The organism is Pseudomonas protegens CHA0 (assembly GCF_000397205.1).
Classification (GTDB): Bacteria; Pseudomonadota; Gammaproteobacteria; order Pseudomonadales; family Pseudomonadaceae; genus Aquipseudomonas; species Aquipseudomonas protegens.
In genome coordinates this window covers 5,478,882-5,494,448 of record NC_021237.1, presented here as the reverse complement: position 1 = coordinate 5,494,448, position 15,567 = coordinate 5,478,882, and the positions used below count along the sequence as shown (strand labels likewise).

The following is a 15,567-nucleotide window of genomic DNA, read 5'->3' as shown; positions in this document are numbered from 1 at the left end:
GGCTTGCCGGCGAACAGGGCCTTAAAAGGTAGTACGCAACCCCACTTCCACACTGCGCCCCGCGGCCGGCGCGATATCCCGCAGGATCGAGCTGGCATAGCGCACGGTCTGGTTGGTCAGGTTCTCGCCCTTGACGAAGGCCAGCCACTGGCTATGTCCGATATCGAAGCGATAACCGGCACTGGCGCCAAAGGTGGTGTAGCCATCGGTGCCGCTTTCGTTGTCCGGCACCCGGCCCTGGCTGGCGGCATGTTGTACATCCAGGCGTGCCTGCCAGCGGTCCAGTTCCCACAGCAGGCCACTGTTCAGGCGCAATGGAGCGATGCGGGGCAGGTCCTGGCCGTTATCCAGGTTCTTGGCCCGGGTGTAGTCGCCGGACAGTTCCAGGGCGAACTTGCCGTAGGCGTTTTCCCCCAGGGTCCAGCGATCCTGGGCCTCGATCCCACTGAAGCGTGCCCGCACTCCGCTGTAGGCGTATTCCGGGATGCCTGTCGCATCTTCTTCGCCTTCATCGTTGAGGGTGCGCCCTGTGCCCAGCAGGCCGATGTAGTTGGAGAAGTGGCTGTAGAACACGCCGACGCTGCCTTTGTGGATGCCGTTGTCGAAGCGCAGGGCCAGGTCGCTGGACACGGCTTTTTCCTTCGATAGCTTGGCGCTGCCCACTTCATAGGTGCCGGTGGCGACGTGGGCGCCGTTGGCATACAGCTCGTAGAAGGTCGGGGCGCGCTCGGTGTAGCCCAGGGTCGCGGCCAGGGACCAGACCGGGGTCAGGGTGTAGACCGCCCCCGAGGACAGGCTGCCGGCGGTGAAGCTGCTGGACTTGTCGGCCTGGGCGAAGCGTTCGTTGCCCTTGCTTTCCGGGTCCACGGTGGTGTGTTCCAGGCGCCCGCCGAGGCTGAGCCGCAGGCGTTCGGTGGCTTGCAGTTCTTCGAGGATGAACAGCGCGCCGCTGTTGGTATCGGTCTGTGGCACGAAGGCTTCTTCGCCCAGGGCGGAGAATTCGTTGCGGTTGACCTGTGCACCGATCACCCCTTCGAGCGGGCCCAGCGGCTGGTGCCGGGCCTCGACACGGGCCTCGTAGCCCTTGTTCTTGAAGGTGGTGCCGGTTTCGCCGCCCTCGATCTCGCGGTGTTCGTAGTCGGTGTAGCCGGCGTTGAACTTGAGCGAGCTGAACGGGCCCTGCAGGTTGCGCAGTTCCGAAGCGAAGGCGTAGTGGTCCTGCTTCATGCGGATGCGCACGTCTTCTTCGGCGGGGGAGCCGTAGTTGGAGTCGTAGTTGCTGTAGGACAGGCCGGCATAGCCGTCGTCCCAGGTGTAGGAACCGCCGATGGCACCGCCGTCCTGGCGACCGTCGCTGTTGCCCAGGCGACCTTTCTTGCCATCCCCGTCTTCACTGGCCGCAGCGTGACGGCTGCGGGCGTAGCCGGGAATCTTCAGGTCATTGAACTGCCGCGAGTTGGCATCCAGGTGCAGGGCAAAGGTGCCATCGCCGGCTTCCAGCTTGCCGGCGCTGCTGCGGGTGGTGTCGGCGCCGCCGTAGCGCAACTCGCCCGCCCCGTGGATGCCCTCGATGGCCTCGGTGGGAATCCGATTGTCGAAGCTGTTGACCACCCCGCCAATGGCGTTGCCGCCGTACAGCAGGGCCGCCGGGCCGCGGACGATCTCGATGCGCTCGACGTTAACCGGGTCCAGGGGCACCGCATGGTCGTAGGACAGCGACGAGGCGTCGAGGGCCCCGACGCCGTTCTGCAGAATGCGAATCCGGTCGCCATCCAGGCCGCGAATGATCGGCCGGCTGGCCCCCGGCCCGAAGTAGGATGAAGACACGCCCGGCTGTTTGTTCAGGGTTTCACCGAGGCTGCCTTTTTGTTCCAGGGTCAGTTGGTCGCCTTCCAGCACAGTGCTTGGGGCGGCCAGTTCGGTGCTGCCCAGGGGGTTGGCGGTGATGACCTGCTGGGGCAATTCCACGGCATGGGCCTGGGAGGCGATCAGCAGCGCGGCGGACAGTGGCGACAGGCGCCAGAGCAGGGAGCGAGAAGGGCGGGGAGTTGAGCGGGACATCGGTCATTCCTTGGCGAACAGAGCGCTAGGCGCTTTGAGTCAGTGAGCAGGCGGGACACGGGGGTGCCCAAAATGCGGGTGAGTTGTTATTGATTGATACAATATAACATCTCTTTTATTTCGAAAAGCCAGGAACTTTTCGCCGTTCATGCCCGATCGCCTCGGTGACGGGCTGCGACTACAGTTACTCAAGCGTGCTGGCGCGGGGCCAAGCCCTCGGCTAAGGTGCGCGGCTTTCCTCATTTTCTTCCCGCAAAGGCCTGGCATGACCGACACCCACACCGACCCGCTGCATGGCGTGACCCTGGAACAGATCCTCAAGGCGCTGGTGGAACACTACGAGTGGTCGGGGCTGGCCGAACGCATTGATATCCGCTGCTTCAAGAGCGACCCGAGCATCAAGTCGAGCCTGACCTTCCTGCGCAAGACGCCCTGGGCGAGGGAGAAGGTCGAGAAACTCTATGTGAAGTTGCAACGCACCAAGCGCCCGCTTTAAGGAGCCCTATGGCTGGCTTCTCGCTGCCGGGGCTGTGCACTCGGCGTGGCCTGATTGCCGTGGCGGCGATCCTTGGCTGGTTCGGGCTGACCGTCCAGCTGTACCTGATCCTGCTGTTGCGCTGGGACAGTGGCGCCAGCCTGCTGGGCGGGCTGGTGAACTTCTTCAGTTTCTTCACCGTGCTCAGCAATACCCTGGTGGCCAGCGTGCTGACTTGCGCCCTCAACCTGCGGGTTTCCAAGGGGCAGGCGTTCATGCTCCAGCCCTGGGTCAGCGGCGCCGTGGCGGCGAGCATTCTGCTGGTGGGGCTGGCCTACAGCCTGCTGTTGCGCCACCTGTGGCATCCCCAGGGTTGGCAATGGCTGGCGGACGAGTTGCTGCATGACGTGATGCCGCTGCTGTTCCTGGTCTATTGGTGGTGTTGCGTGCCCAAGGGCGGGCTGCGGATGAGGCACATCGGGTGGTGGACGCTCTACCCGATTGTGTATTTCGCCTACCTGTTGCTGCGCGGGCACTTGCTTGGGCTGTACCCCTATCCCTTCATCTCCGTGGACAGGCTGGGCTACCCCCGGGTGCTGCTCAATGCCCTCGGGATATTGGCGGGGTTCGTCCTGGTATCCCTGCTGTTGCTGGGGCTGGACCGCTGGCTGGGTAAACTCCGGTCCCGGGCCCCGTAGGAGCCGGCTTGCCGGCGAGGGGGCCCTTGGGACCGCCTTCGCTGGCAAGCCAGTTCCTACCCTGATGCGCGATTATTCTTCTTCGCTGCTGTCCAGGCGCCAGTAACCGGCGGCCTTGACGAATTCGTCGTTGAGCTGGTGCTCATCCAGCAGCACTCGACGCACCTGGCGCGACACCTTGCTCTCGGTGGCTACCCAGGCATACAGCTTGCCTTGCGGCACCTGCACCTGGCGCACCGTGCTGATCAGGTCCTGCCCGCCTGCGTCCCGTTCAACCCAGATCACCTGCACCTGGGCGGCGCTGTCCAGAGCCTGGCGTTCGGCGGCGTTCTGCACCTCGATCACCGCCAGCACCTGGCGCCCGGCCGGCAGTTCTTCCAGGCGCCGGGCAATGGCCGGCAGCGCGGTTTCATCGCCGATCAGCAGGTAGCTGTCGAAGATATCCGGCACCACCATCGAGCCCCGTGGCCCGCCGATGTGCAGGAACTGGCCCGGTGCGGCCTGTTCGGCCCAGGTGGAGGCGGGGCCGTCGCCGTGGAGCACGAAGTCGATGTCCAGTTCGCCCAGCTCCAGGTCATAGCGGCGCGGGGTGTAGTCGCGCATGGCGGGCATCGGGCCGCTGTCCTTGCCCGGGCCCAGTACCAGGGTTTCCAGGGCGGCTTGCTGTTCGGCGTTCTGCGGGAACAGCAGCTTCACATGGTCGTCGCTGCCCAGGCTGATGAACCCGGCCAGCTCAGGGCCGCCCAGGGTGATGCGGCGCATGCGCGGGGTCAGGTCGACTACGCGCAGCACCTCCAGGCGGCGGCGCTTGATCTCGTGCATGACCCGATGGATGGACAGTTCTGGGCTGGCAGTCATTGGCTTTTCTCCGGGGCGGGGTGGCTCACAGGACCATCGACAATGGCCTTGGCGGTGTTGTTCAGCAGGTCGCGCACCCGAAGGATTTCTTCCGGGCTCCAGCGGCCATGGTGCATTTGCAGGGCGTGGCGCAGGTTGTGCACCGCCTCGTGGATTTCAGCGGGGCGATCATGTCCGCGCAGGGAGCGCTTGCTGACCTCGATGCGCATGCGCACGCCGTCCAGGGCGATGGCTTGCTCCTGCAGGGACAGACGTCCGGCGTCGGTCACGCTGTAGCGCTTTTTGCCGCCTTCGGCATCGCCCTGGATCATTTCGCTTTCTTCGAGAAAGGTCAGGGTCGGGTAGATCACGCCGGGGCTGGGGCTGTAGGCGCCGTCGAACATGCTTTCAATCTGGCGGATCAGGTCGTAGCCGTGGCAGGGTTGCTCGGCGATCAGCGCCAACAGCAGCAGTTTCAGGTCGCCGGGGGCGAATACCCGGGGCCCGCGGCCGCCGCGTTCGCGGCCCGGGCGGCGTTCGAAGATCTCATGGCTGTCCCCGTGCTCGCGATGGGGAGGGTGGTGGTGCTCTCTCATTTTCTCTTTCTCCGTTTCGATTTAGACATAACTTAAGATATATCTTAAGAGTGACGCAAGCACTTCTGCCTGCGGCAATGCTGCCGTTTGTCGGAGAGAGAGGGGGCTGCCTGTCGTGATTCAGCGTTGCGCCACGCTGCCCAGGCATTGGGTGCCACTGCCCGGTTGCAGGTAGGGCATGAGGATCGGCGCCATGCCCTTGAGCACCTGCACCGGCAAGGCCGAGGTGAATCTGAAGGCCTGGGCCGAGGCCCCCGGCACGTAGGCGGTAAGGGTGCCGAAATGGTGGTCGCCGATGTAGAACACGAAGGTTGCGGTGCGGTTGATGGATTTGGAGCTCAACACCCGCCCGCCGGCGCCAATGGCTTCGATGCGGTTGTCGCCGGTACCGGTCTTGCCGCCCATGGCCAATGGCGTGCCATCAGCCAGCTTGAAGCTGCCGGACACCCGTTTCGCGGTGCCGGCATCCACCACCTGCGACAAGGCTCCGCGCAGCGCCGTGGCCACCTCCGAGGGGATCACCCGCTTGCCCTTGTCCGGGTCGTTGAGCAGGCGGGTTTCATAGGGCGTGCCGGCGGCGAAGTGCAGGCTGTCGATGCGCAAGGTTGGCAGGCGCACGCCGTCGTTGAGGATGGTGCCCACCAGTTCCGCCAACGCCGCGGGGCGGTCGCCGGAGCTGCCGATAGCAGTGGCCAGGGACGGTACCAGGTGGTCGAACGGATAGCCGACGCTCTGCCAGCGCTGGTGGATATCGAGGAAGGCCTCGATCTCCAGCATGGTGCGGATACGGCTGTCGCGGGCACTGCGATGGCGGCTCTTGAACAGCCAGCTGTAGACCTCCTGGCGCTCGAACTCGCTGGCCTTGACGATCTGGGTGAAGTTCGCCTCCGGGTTGTTCATCAGGTAGCCCAGCAGCCAGAGGTCCAGGGGGTGGACCTTGGCGATGTAGCCTTGGTCCGGTAGGTCATAGGCGCCGGGGCCGTAGCTGGCGTAGAGCTTGTCCAGGCGCTCGTCGGTGAGCTTCTCGCTGACCTTGGCGCTCTTCATGTGGGCCCGGACGAAGCGGTTGAAGCTCTCCTGGCTGGCGTCCGGCAGCAGGTAGCGGTGCACGGCGGCGAGGCGGATTGCCGTGGGGTGCATGCTGTCGAGGAAGGTTTCCAGGCGCGACTGGGTGTCCTTGTTGCGGTACTTCTTCCAGAAACGCAGCAGGAACGAGGTGCCCTCACGGTCGGCAAAGCGTGCCAGGTACTCCTGGCGCCGCGGGTTCTGGTCGTCCTTGAGCAATTCGGCGCTGCTGCTGTCGCCGCCATAAGTGCTGTAGCGCACCAGGTCACGCATCAGGCGGATGAACGGCAGGTTGATGGATTCGCGCAGGGCATCGCGCAGGGTCGGGCTGCGGCCGTTGTCTTCGTTGCGAAAGTTGTGGAAGTGATGCACCCCGCCACCGGTGAAGAAGGCCTCACCGGGGCTGGCGGAGTAGGTGCGGTCCAGGGCGGCGTCGAGCATCTTCGGCAGGCTGCGGTCGCTGTTCTGCATCAGGTAGTCGAGGGCCCAGCGGCTCAGGCGGTCCTGCTCGTTCACCGGGATCTTTTTCAACTGCGCGGGTGTTTGCGTGGCGTACTTGTCGTGCAGCTCGGAAATGATCTGCAGGTAGGTGGTCAGCACCCGCAGCTTGGCGGTGGAGCCCAGTTCCAGCTTGCTGCCTTCGTTGATGTCGAAAGGCTGGTCGGTGCTGTCGGTCTGCACCCGCACCCGCGAGCCGTCGGGGGTCAGTTCGAGCAGGGTGAAGCTGTAGCGCACCTGGGTGGTGCTGGTGGGGGTCAGCAGGCGTTCGCCTAGCACACCAATCTGCGCGGCGAAGGCCGGGTCCGCAAGGTGCTTGAGGTATTCGGTGGCCTGGCGCTGCAGGTCGCTCTGCAAGGTGCTGGTGGCCGAGAGGTCGAGGCGGTCCAGGTCATACAGCGGCCGGTTGAGCAGGGCGGCGAGGCGGCTGCGGGCGACGCTGATGCCCTTGTTGGTCTCGATCGGCTGAATGGTCGGCTGCTGCTGCCAGTCCCGGTAGGTCACCTGGCTGGCCAGGGCGGCGCTGCTCAGCGCCGGGTCGATGACGTTGTTCTGCGCCAGTAGGCGGATATGGCTGTCCGTCAGATCCGCCAGTTCTGCGCGACCCTTGGCCAGGTAATGGGAGGGACGGCGCTGGGCAATCATCAGTGACAGCACCTGGCGCAGGGCCAGCCCTCGTGCGGCAAGGCTTTTCGAGTCCATGGCGGTGCTGCCGAGCACCTGGTTGACCTTGTCGAAGTCAGCGCCATACCAGACCCGCAGCCCCTCGGCCATGCCGTGCACTTCGCCGTGGCCGGGCACCGCGGACAGCGGCACGCTGTTGAGGTAGTCGCGCACGATGCGTTTGCGGGCCTCCAGGGTCTGTGGGCCGTCCTGATAGGCCCGCACGCTGGCGGAAACCATCTGCCGGATCTTCTCGCCCCCGGATACCGTCAGGCCATCCGGCGAATGGCGGTATTTTTCCAACTGGGTGGCCAGGGTGCTACCCCCGGCGCTCTGCCCCGGCAGGTGCAAGAGCCGGGCGATCTGCGACCAGGCGGCCTTGGCAAAGCGCGGCCAGTCCACCGCCGGGTTGGCCTCGGCCGGCTTGGGGGCCAGCAGATCGCGGTTCTCGATGAACAGCAGGCTGTGCACCACCAGCGGCGGAATGCTGGCAAAGCTCTCATACAGCTGTTGCGGGTAATTGAACTGGTACAGGGGCGCGGCGCGGCAGTCGGTAATGGACAGGCCAGCCTGGATCTTTTCGGTGTAAGGCACGAAAAATCCGCTTTTGCTGTAGTCCATCAGTGCCGGGGAGAAACGCGTCTGGGCGTCGATCAGGTAACCGCGCTTGAGCAAGCGTGGCAGGAACTCCCCCAGGGCGCTGTAGCCCAGGCGCCGGTCGAACGGCCCGGCACCGGGGTAGAGCACGGCATCACTGGGGCCGGGCTCCAGGGAGTAGCTCAGGTCAGCGGCCAGCCGGCTGAATTCCCGGGCCTGGAGTTTCGAGGTGCGCATCTCCCGGGCAGCGGCAAAGCCCAGGGCAATCAGGGCGATCAGCAGCAACAGCCAGAACAGGCGCCAGGCATAACGGCGGGGTTTGCGGCGTTTCGGTAAAGGCGTTTCGTCCTCGCTGTGGCTTGGCACTGCGTTCTTATGCGAATCGGTCTGCCACAGAGCGCCCATAGTCGATTGATCCATTCACGCAGATTGATCGGACTTGCCTGAAGCTTAGTCGGTGGTGGGCGTCGGTGAAGAAAATGTGAAAACGACCCGGCCCCGCTTCTGTGGCAAGGGAGCAAGCTCCCTCGCCACTGGGTAGAGCCTTTTCCCAGGTAAATACGCCCTAGGTAGGGGCATGACGATGCACCAGGCCTGTGCAATACTCCCGGCCCTTTCCGAGTGAGGTTTCAGGGCAAAAAGCAGGTAATGCTTCTCCGTGAAAGCGGTATTTGCCGAGATTTCTCTCTGAATATTGCAACTTATAGAGTGAAAAGCCCTGTCGGGAGCTTTTTATACTGCGCACCCCGCTGATCTGGCAGGTCTTGTCCTACCAGACGCTCCGTCCCACAAGGCCGGTGCGGTCGAGCAAGCTTCGGCTATCCGCTGGTGCTTCGAAGGCTCGGTGGTTCATATCCAATAACAAAATGAGGTTGTATCTCTATGCCAGTTGGCAACCAACTGCCCCACGGCGAGACCGCTCAGGGCGGCCCGCTGAAACGCGAACTCGGCGAACGGCATATTCGCTTGATGGCCCTCGGCGCCTGTATCGGTGTCGGCCTGTTCCTCGGCTCGGCCAAGGCCATCGAAATGGCCGGCCCGGCCATCATGCTGTCCTACATCATTGGCGGCCTGGCGATCCTGGTGATCATGCGCGCCCTCGGCGAGATGGCGGTGCATAACCCGGTCGCCGGTTCCTTCAGCCGTTACGCACAAGACTACCTGGGCCCGCTGGCGGGCTTTCTCACCGGCTGGAACTACTGGTTCCTGTGGCTGGTGACCTGTGTTGCGGAAATCACCGCAGTGGCGGTGTACATGGGGATCTGGTTCCCCGATGTGCCGCGCTGGATCTGGGCCCTGGCGGCCCTGGTGAGCATGGGCTCGATCAACCTGATCGCGGTCAAGGCCTTCGGTGAGTTCGAGTTCTGGTTCGCCCTGATCAAGATCGTCACCATCATCGCCATGGTGGTCGGCGGCATCGGTATCATCGCCTTCGGTTTCGGCAATGACGGCGTGGCCCTGGGCATCTCCAACCTGTGGACCCACGGCGGCTTCATGCCCAATGGCGTGACCGGCGTGCTGATGTCCCTGCAGATGGTGATGTTCGCCTACCTGGGCGTAGAGATGATCGGCCTCACCGCCGGTGAAGCGCGCAACCCGCAAAAGACCATTCCCAACGCCATCGGCTCGGTGTTCTGGCGCATCCTGCTGTTCTACGTGGGCGCGCTGTTCGTGATCCTGTCGATCTACCCGTGGAACGAGATTGGCACCCAGGGCAGCCCCTTCGTGATGACCTTCGAGCGCCTGGGTATCAAGACCGCCGCCGGCATCATCAACTTCGTGGTGATCACTGCCGCGCTGTCGTCCTGCAACGGCGGCATCTTCAGCACCGGGCGCATGCTCTACAGCCTGGCGCAGAACGGCCAGGCCCCGGCCGGCTTCGCCAAGACCTCGAACAACGGCGTGCCGCGTCGCGCCTTGCTGCTGTCGATCTTCGCCCTGCTGCTGGGCGTGCTGCTGAACTATCTGGTGCCGGAAAAAGTGTTCGTCTGGGTGACTTCGATTGCCACCTTCGGTGCGATCTGGACCTGGGTGATGATCCTTCTGGCCCAGCTCAAGTTCCGCAAGGGCCTGAGCCCGGCAGAACGTGCCGGCCTGAAGTACCGCATGTGGCTGTACCCGATCAGTTCCTACCTGGCCCTGGCCTTCCTGGTACTGGTGGTGGGGCTGATGGCCTACTTCCCGGATACCCGTGTGGCGCTGTATGTCGGCCCGGCGTTCCTGGTGCTGCTGACGGTGCTGTTCTATCTGTTCAAGCTGCAACCGACCAATGTCCAGCAAGGTTCGGCGCGGTCGGCGTCCTGACCTGCGCTTGGGTGATGCGGCTGGCTTGAGCATCCCGGACTGAAACGCTGAGACCAGAAATCCGGCGACCTGCAAAGGCCGCCGGATTTTTTTTGCCCGGATCAACCGCCCAGGGTGCCGCGGGTATCGGCGTCGAAGATGGCCTTGGCCTGCAGCGCCGCCGGCGCCAGCAGGGCGAGCAACGCCGTTTCGCTGTGGAGCTGATGGGCGGCCAGGGTCTTGGGTGTCGGCTCGATGGGAATCAGCACCTCTTCGCCGGGCCCATGCAGCCAGATCGCCGTGACCTGCAGCGCCGAGATGAACAGCAGGCGCAGTTCATAGCTTTTTCCCTGCAGTTGCGGCGCCTGTTCCGCCAGGTCCAGGGCGTTGACGGCGGACGCCGCCAGGCTGCCATGGTTCAGCGCAGAGAAGCCGACCTTGCCGGCCACCTCGGTCAACTGCGCATCGGCAATCGACACTCCGGCATCGAACACCAGGTAATGCCAGTCACCGGCCTTGGCCTCGGCCAGCCCCTTGCCCTGGGCCAGGTCCTCCAGGCTCAGGGCGTAGCCGCGAAAGGCCTGGGACAGATTCAGGTTACGGGCACGGGCCTTGGCAAACCCGCGGTTGATACCGAAACCCTGGGTCTGCAGGGCCGCCTGAAGGGCCGAGCGCAGGTGCTGGACGCCATCGACAGGCGCCTTGGGGTAAGTCAGTTGCATGTCGCCTCCTAGTTTTTTCGGGTGAAGTAGGTGTGGGTCCAGTTGCCGCCGCCGTTGTAGGAACCGGGGAAACTGTTCAGGGCGCGGGTCGAGTAACCGTAGATCGAATCCGCCACCAGGATGTAGCCGCCATCGCTGCCGTAGATCGTCAGGAAATGTGCACCGCCGCCGTACCACGCACAGCGCAGGCCCACGGGGCGGCCCATGCCGAGCTGGTTGTCGATGGCCGGCATCTGCATCCGGTCCTCACGCATGCCGCCGTAGCAGCGGGTGGTGCGCAGGGCCGAATCCAGGTAGCCGTAGACGTTGCACGGCCCGGGCTGGCTGCAGCAGAAGTTGCGGCCCAGTTCGGCGTTGGCCACTCCGCACTGGGTCCAGGAACCGGTGCCGTAGTAGTTGCCCACCGATGCGGACAATGCTGCCCAGCACCAGTTGCTCTGGGTTTGCTGCTGCACGCTGAAGTTGAGCCGGGCAGCGGCCTGGGGCGCAGCTTCGGTGTGTGGATCGACTTCGCTCAGTTGCGGGTCGAGCAGGCTGCCGGCCAGGCACTGGGGCAGGGCCTGGGGAGCGTCGCCTGGGGTCAGGTTGCTACTTAACATGTTCATCCTCCATGAATGAAATCCAGCCTCCGGCTGGTGTCGTCGTTGCGTGTCGGGCTACTGCGCGTAGCCGGACCCGGGACATGACGCTGCGCTGGGCCAGCCTCGATGGCCTGCGTTGACCGGGTCTGCAAACAACCTTAGAGGATTGATGCGTCAATGCAATTAAAATATGCGTTTATGCATATCGCCTGCCGTGGACGTCCCTGGAAAGAGGGGCATCCATGGCGATGGCCAGGGCTATTTTTCGTCGAGGAAATGTTCCAGGGCTGCATTGAACAGGCCCGGGTCCTGGAGGAAGGCGAAGTGGCTGACGTTGGGCAGGATCAGCAGCCCGGCGCCGGGAATCGCCTGGGCCATGTATTCGGTGTGCTCGCGCTTGATGGCTTCATCGTGGTCGCCATCGACGATCAGTACCGGCGTCTTGATCTTCGCCAGGTCGGCGTCGCTCCAGTTCGGCTGGCTGGCCCACATGTGGCCGATCTGCTCGACAAAGGCCGGGTACTCCTTGGGCGTGGGTGACAGGCGGGTGTACTCCTGGCCGGCGCGCTCGATGTAGGCGGCGAAGGTCGGGTTGTTCTCCACGCCTTCCTTGACCCCTGAGGTCTGGGTGTTGGCGGCGTAGGCGAAGACCTTGCCGACCCGCTGCGGGTAACGCATGGCCAGGTCCAGGCCGAGGATCGCGCCGTCGCTCCAGCCGACGAAATCGGCGCGGGGGATCTTCAGCTGGTCCAGCAGGGCGATCACGTCGTCGGCCATCAGGTCGTAGCCGTAGGGCCGGGCGTCCCGGGTGCTGCGCCCGTGGCCGCGGCTGTCGACGCTGATCACCGTGTGCCGGGCGGCCAGGGCCTTGGCCTGGAGCCCCCAATAGTCGGCATTACCCAGGCCGCCATGCAGCAGCACCACCGGTGAGCCGTGGCCGAGCTTGCTGTAATACAGGCGGATGCCGTTGACTTCGGCATAACCGGCTTGCGCCCCGGCCACCGGGGCCGGTGTGGGCGGCAGGCTCTGCCAGCGTTCGCCGGCAAAGGCGCTGTTGAAGGACATCAGTAAAGCGATCACTGCAAACAGACGACGAGGCATGGGCTTCTCCGTGCATGGGCCCTCTGGTCGGACCGACCTTGGGCAGGTGGTTACCGCGATTGAGTCGATGCGAGACAGGCTAGACGTCGATGATCACCAGGGTGCCGTGGCTGCCGGGCAGCACGCTATGGGCCTGGCCGGCCTCCACCAGGTACATCTGGCCCGTCGCCACTTCCACCACGGCCTGGCCAATGCCCAGGTGCAGGCAGCCCTGGGTCACCAGCAGGCCTTCGTTGAAGTCGTGGGTTTCTTCCGGGTAGGGCTGGCCGTCCATGCGCAGCACCTTGATGCGGGCCGGGCCGACCTGGCCCACCAGCGTGGATTGCCAGGGCGCTGGCAGTTGGCGGGACAGTTGTTCGAATGACAGCAAGGGCATGGCGGGTCTCCGAAAGGTCAGTGGGGTTGGGGTCTGCTTTCGGTGGTCCGGTCAAGCAAGGTCTGGGTCGGGTTTTCTAGAACTCGTTCATCAAGAGCACACGGCATTCGCGGCGCTGAAAAGCATTGATCTGCGGCACCAGGCGGGTGAAGTGCTCGGTCTGGCAGTGGGTGTCGAGGGCCGCCTGGTCCGGCCACTGTTCGACGAAGATGAAGTGCCCGGGGTCTTTCTGATCGACGAACAGATCGTAGGCGATGCACAGCGGTTCCTGGCGGGTTTTTTCCACCAGTTCGGCGTACCACGGGCGCACGGTGTCCAGGTGTTCGGCCTGGATGAAATCTTCAGCGATGACCTTGAGCATTGCAATCTTCCTTGGGTGATGCCCCGCGCTCCCCTGCAACCGGGGAGCACTGGGCAATGGGGCTTAAGCGGCGGCTTCGGTGTTGGGTTCGAAGCTGTCGGCCCGGGCCAGTTGCCACATGCGCGAGTAGAACTCGCCGTTGACCTCGCCGGTGAGCAGCTCGCCGGGCTTGAGGAACACGTGCAACTGGGAGAACAGCTTGATCTCGGTGGCCGACATGCGTCGCACCAGGTGCTTGGCTTCCAGTTGCGAAGGGTGTTGCAGGCCGGCGGCAGCGAGCATTTCCGCCAGGGCCTTGAGGGTGTTGCGGTGGAAGCTGAATACCCGCTGGGCCTTGTCCGGCACCACCAGGGCGCGCTGGCGCAGGTTGTCCTGGGTGGCGACACCGGTGGGGCACTTGTTGGTATGGCAGCTCTGGGACTGGATGCAGCCGATGGCGAACATGAAGCCCCGGGCCGAGTTGGCCCAGTCGGCACCGATGGCCAGCACGCTGGCGATGTCGAAGGCGCTGACGATCTTGCCACTGGCGCCGAGCTTGATCTTGTCCCGCAGGTTCAGGCCCACCAGGGTGTTGTGGACGAACAGCAGGCCCTCGCGCATCGGTGCGCCGATGTGGTCGGTGAACTCCACGGGGGCCGCGCCGGTGCCGCCTTCCTTGCCGTCCACCACGATGAAGTCCGGCAGGATGCCGGTTTCCAGCATGGCCTTGGCGATGCCCATGAACTCCCAGGGGTGGCCCAGGCAGAACTTGAAGCCCACCGGCTTGCCGCCGGACAGCTCACGCAGTTGCTGGATGAAATGCATCATCTCGATCGGGGTGGAAAAGGCGCTGTGGCTCGACGGTGAAATGCAGTCCTCGCCCATGCGGATGCCCCGGGTGTCGGCGATTTCCTGGGTCACCTTGTGCTTGGGCAGGATGCCGCCGTGGCCAGGCTTGGCGCCCTGGCTCATCTTGATCTCGATCATCCGAACCTGGGGGTTCTGCGCCTGCACGGCGAAGCGCTCCGGGTCGAAACGGCCGTCGCTGGTGCGGCAGCCGAAGTAGCCGCTGCCCAGTTCCCAGGTCAGGTCGCCGCCGTGTTCGCGGTGGTAGGGGCTGATGCTGCCTTCACCGGTGTCGTGGGCGAAGTTGCCGAGCTTGGCACCCTGGTTCAGGGCGCGGATGGCGTTGGCGCTGAGGGAGCCGAAGCTCATGGCCGAGATGTTGAACACCGAGGCCGAGTAGGGCTGGGTGCATTGCGGGCCGCCGACGGTCACGCGAAAGCTGTTGGGATCACTCAGGGGCGCCGGGCGCATGGAGTGGCCGATGAATTCGAAGCCCGACTGGTAGACATCGATCAGGGTGCCGAAGGGTTTGTCGGCGCTTTCGTTCTTGGCCCGGGAGTACACCAGGGAGCGTTGGGCGCGGGAAAAGGGCAGGGCGTCGCTGTCGGATTCCAGCAGGTACTGGCGGATCTCCGGGCGGATGCCTTCCACCAGGTAGCGGATATTGCCCAGGATCGGGTAATTGCGCCGCACCGCGTGCGGGCTTTGCAGCAGGTCGAAGATCCCCAGCAGGCTCAGCAGGCCGGTGACCAGGGCGAATGGCCAGAGCCAGTCGTGTTCGAGAAAGGGCAGGCTGGCGAGGGTGAAAATCACACAGGCGGCAAAGAAGGCGTAGCGGCTCAGAAGGGACAGGCTCATACGGTTTCCTTGGTTCGGACTCATTAAGGTCGTTTATCAGTACTCATTCTTATGGGTGCACAAGATCTTATTGTTGTGTGGGGCTGCCGGGGCGGCCCTGAAGGGGTATCAGGCGCTTTGCGCCTGGAGAAAAATCGAAAACAGCTCGGACTGGGATTTGATGCCCAGCTTGCTGTAGATGTGCTTTTTATGAACTTTCACGGTTTCGGCGGAGATTTCCAGCTTACGAGCGATCTCCTTGTTGGAGCAACCGCTGAGCATCAGGCGCCCCACATCCAGCTCCCGGGCGGTGAGTTGTGCGCCCCGCAGTTGTTGCATGGAGTGGTCCAGCTGGCTGCGCCAATCGGGCATTGGATGCAATTGCGCTGGGTTGTCTTGCTCAATGCTTTCGTGGGGCAGGCGCTGGCGCAGCAAGGCCACCACCCAGGGCTCGATCAGTGACAGCAGGGCGATCTGGGGTGGGGCGAAGCGTTGTCGCGAACCCAGGGACAGGCACAGGGTGCGGCTGTCCGCCAGCTGGCAATTGAACTGGATCTCATCGGCCACCACATTCAGACGAAAGTAGCGTTGGTAGTACTCGGTCAGCTGGAAGTGTTCCGGGGCCACTTCCGCCAGGCGCAGCAGGCCGCTGCGCGATTGTTCGCGGCTGGCAACGTAGAAGGGGTCGAGCAGGTACAGGCCGTTGAGGTAGTCCTGGAACAACTGGTCGGGGCTGCCGTCCTCCCCCGGGCATTCGGCGAACACCAGGGGTTTGCGCTCACTGCAAAACAGCAGCGCCACCCAGCTGTCGAAACTCACGTACTGCTCCAGCAGGCGCACCAGCTGGGGCCAGAAACTGGCCTGGTCCAGGGCTTCGATCATCTGCCCCACCGAGCGGTGCCAGGCGATGTCATCCAGCGACAATGTCATGCATCTACCCCTATCGGGTTACCCCGGCTGCGTGATTTGCGGGCCGGTTGCTGCTGCGCAT

The 15,567-nt window shown here is 64.1% G+C and carries 14 protein-coding genes; 3 read left to right on the top strand and 11 right to left on the bottom strand.

Annotated features, from left to right (window positions below; genetic code table 11):
- Positions 1–21: 21 nt before the first annotated feature.
- Positions 22–2,061, bottom strand: coding sequence for a TonB-dependent receptor (locus tag PFLCHA0_RS24420; RefSeq protein WP_015636850.1), 2,040 nt, complete (start codon positions 2,059–2,061; stop codon positions 22–24).
- Between the two features lie 265 nt (positions 2,062–2,326).
- Here PFLCHA0_RS24420 and PFLCHA0_RS24415 point away from each other — a divergent pair, with 265 nt between their 5' ends.
- Together PFLCHA0_RS24415 and PFLCHA0_RS24410 are read left to right on the top strand one after the other, a co-directional pair.
- Positions 2,327–2,557: a VF530 family protein gene (locus PFLCHA0_RS24415; protein ID WP_019093117.1), complete on the top strand. Its 231-nt coding sequence runs from the start codon at positions 2,327–2,329 to the stop codon at positions 2,555–2,557.
- Positions 2,558–2,565: 8 nt separating this feature from the next.
- Positions 2,566–3,234, top strand: a complete 669-nt coding sequence (locus PFLCHA0_RS24410; RefSeq protein WP_011063163.1) for a Pr6Pr family membrane protein — start codon at positions 2,566–2,568, stop codon at positions 3,232–3,234.
- A gap of 72 nt (positions 3,235–3,306) precedes the next feature.
- On the opposite strand, the gene PFLCHA0_RS24405 is transcribed toward PFLCHA0_RS24410, so the two are convergent.
- The 3 genes from PFLCHA0_RS24405 to PFLCHA0_RS24395 form a co-directional block, all read right to left on the bottom strand.
- Positions 3,307–4,092, bottom strand: coding sequence for a siderophore-interacting protein (locus PFLCHA0_RS24405; protein ID WP_015636848.1), 786 nt, complete (start codon positions 4,090–4,092; stop codon positions 3,307–3,309).
- Positions 4,089–4,667 (bottom strand): PadR family transcriptional regulator, encoded by a 579-nt coding sequence (locus PFLCHA0_RS24400; RefSeq protein ID WP_011063161.1) that lies wholly within the window; start codon positions 4,665–4,667, stop codon positions 4,089–4,091. Before PFLCHA0_RS24400 ends, PFLCHA0_RS24405 begins: the two co-directional genes overlap by 4 nt.
- Before the next feature lie 120 nt (positions 4,668–4,787).
- On the bottom strand, positions 4,788–7,895 hold the full coding sequence (locus PFLCHA0_RS24395) for a transglycosylase domain-containing protein (RefSeq protein ID WP_041752533.1): 3,108 nt from the start codon (positions 7,893–7,895) through the stop codon (positions 4,788–4,790).
- 477 nt (positions 7,896–8,372) lie between these two features.
- Here PFLCHA0_RS24395 and PFLCHA0_RS24390 point away from each other — a divergent pair, with 477 nt between their 5' ends.
- A complete protein-coding gene (locus PFLCHA0_RS24390) occupies positions 8,373–9,794 on the top strand; it encodes an amino acid permease (protein WP_015636846.1) in 1,422 nt (473 codons plus the stop codon).
- A gap of 101 nt (positions 9,795–9,895) precedes the next feature.
- Here PFLCHA0_RS24390 and PFLCHA0_RS24385 read toward each other — a convergent pair whose 3' ends face one another.
- The 7 genes from PFLCHA0_RS24385 to PFLCHA0_RS24355 form a co-directional block, all read right to left on the bottom strand.
- Positions 9,896–10,495, bottom strand: a complete 600-nt coding sequence (locus tag PFLCHA0_RS24385; RefSeq protein ID WP_015636845.1) for a hypothetical protein — start codon at positions 10,493–10,495, stop codon at positions 9,896–9,898.
- 8 nt (positions 10,496–10,503) lie between these two features.
- Positions 10,504–11,094, bottom strand: a complete 591-nt coding sequence (locus tag PFLCHA0_RS24380) for a papain-like cysteine protease family protein (protein WP_015636844.1) — start codon at positions 11,092–11,094, stop codon at positions 10,504–10,506.
- Between the two features lie 240 nt (positions 11,095–11,334).
- A complete protein-coding gene (locus PFLCHA0_RS24375; protein ID WP_015636843.1) occupies positions 11,335–12,177 on the bottom strand; it encodes an alpha/beta fold hydrolase in 843 nt (280 codons plus the stop codon).
- Positions 12,178–12,256: 79 nt separating this feature from the next.
- Positions 12,257–12,553: a cupin domain-containing protein gene (locus PFLCHA0_RS24370; RefSeq protein WP_011063156.1), complete on the bottom strand. Its 297-nt coding sequence runs from the start codon at positions 12,551–12,553 to the stop codon at positions 12,257–12,259.
- Between the two features lie 76 nt (positions 12,554–12,629).
- On the bottom strand, positions 12,630–12,914 hold the full coding sequence (locus tag PFLCHA0_RS24365; RefSeq protein ID WP_011063155.1) for a putative quinol monooxygenase: 285 nt from the start codon (positions 12,912–12,914) through the stop codon (positions 12,630–12,632).
- A gap of 63 nt (positions 12,915–12,977) precedes the next feature.
- Positions 12,978–14,597, bottom strand: coding sequence for an FMN-binding glutamate synthase family protein (locus tag PFLCHA0_RS24360; RefSeq protein WP_011063154.1), 1,620 nt, complete (start codon positions 14,595–14,597; stop codon positions 12,978–12,980).
- Positions 14,598–14,705: 108 nt separating this feature from the next.
- A complete protein-coding gene (locus PFLCHA0_RS24355) occupies positions 14,706–15,506 on the bottom strand; it encodes a helix-turn-helix transcriptional regulator (protein WP_015636842.1) in 801 nt (266 codons plus the stop codon).
- Positions 15,507–15,567: the final 61 nt, after the last annotated feature.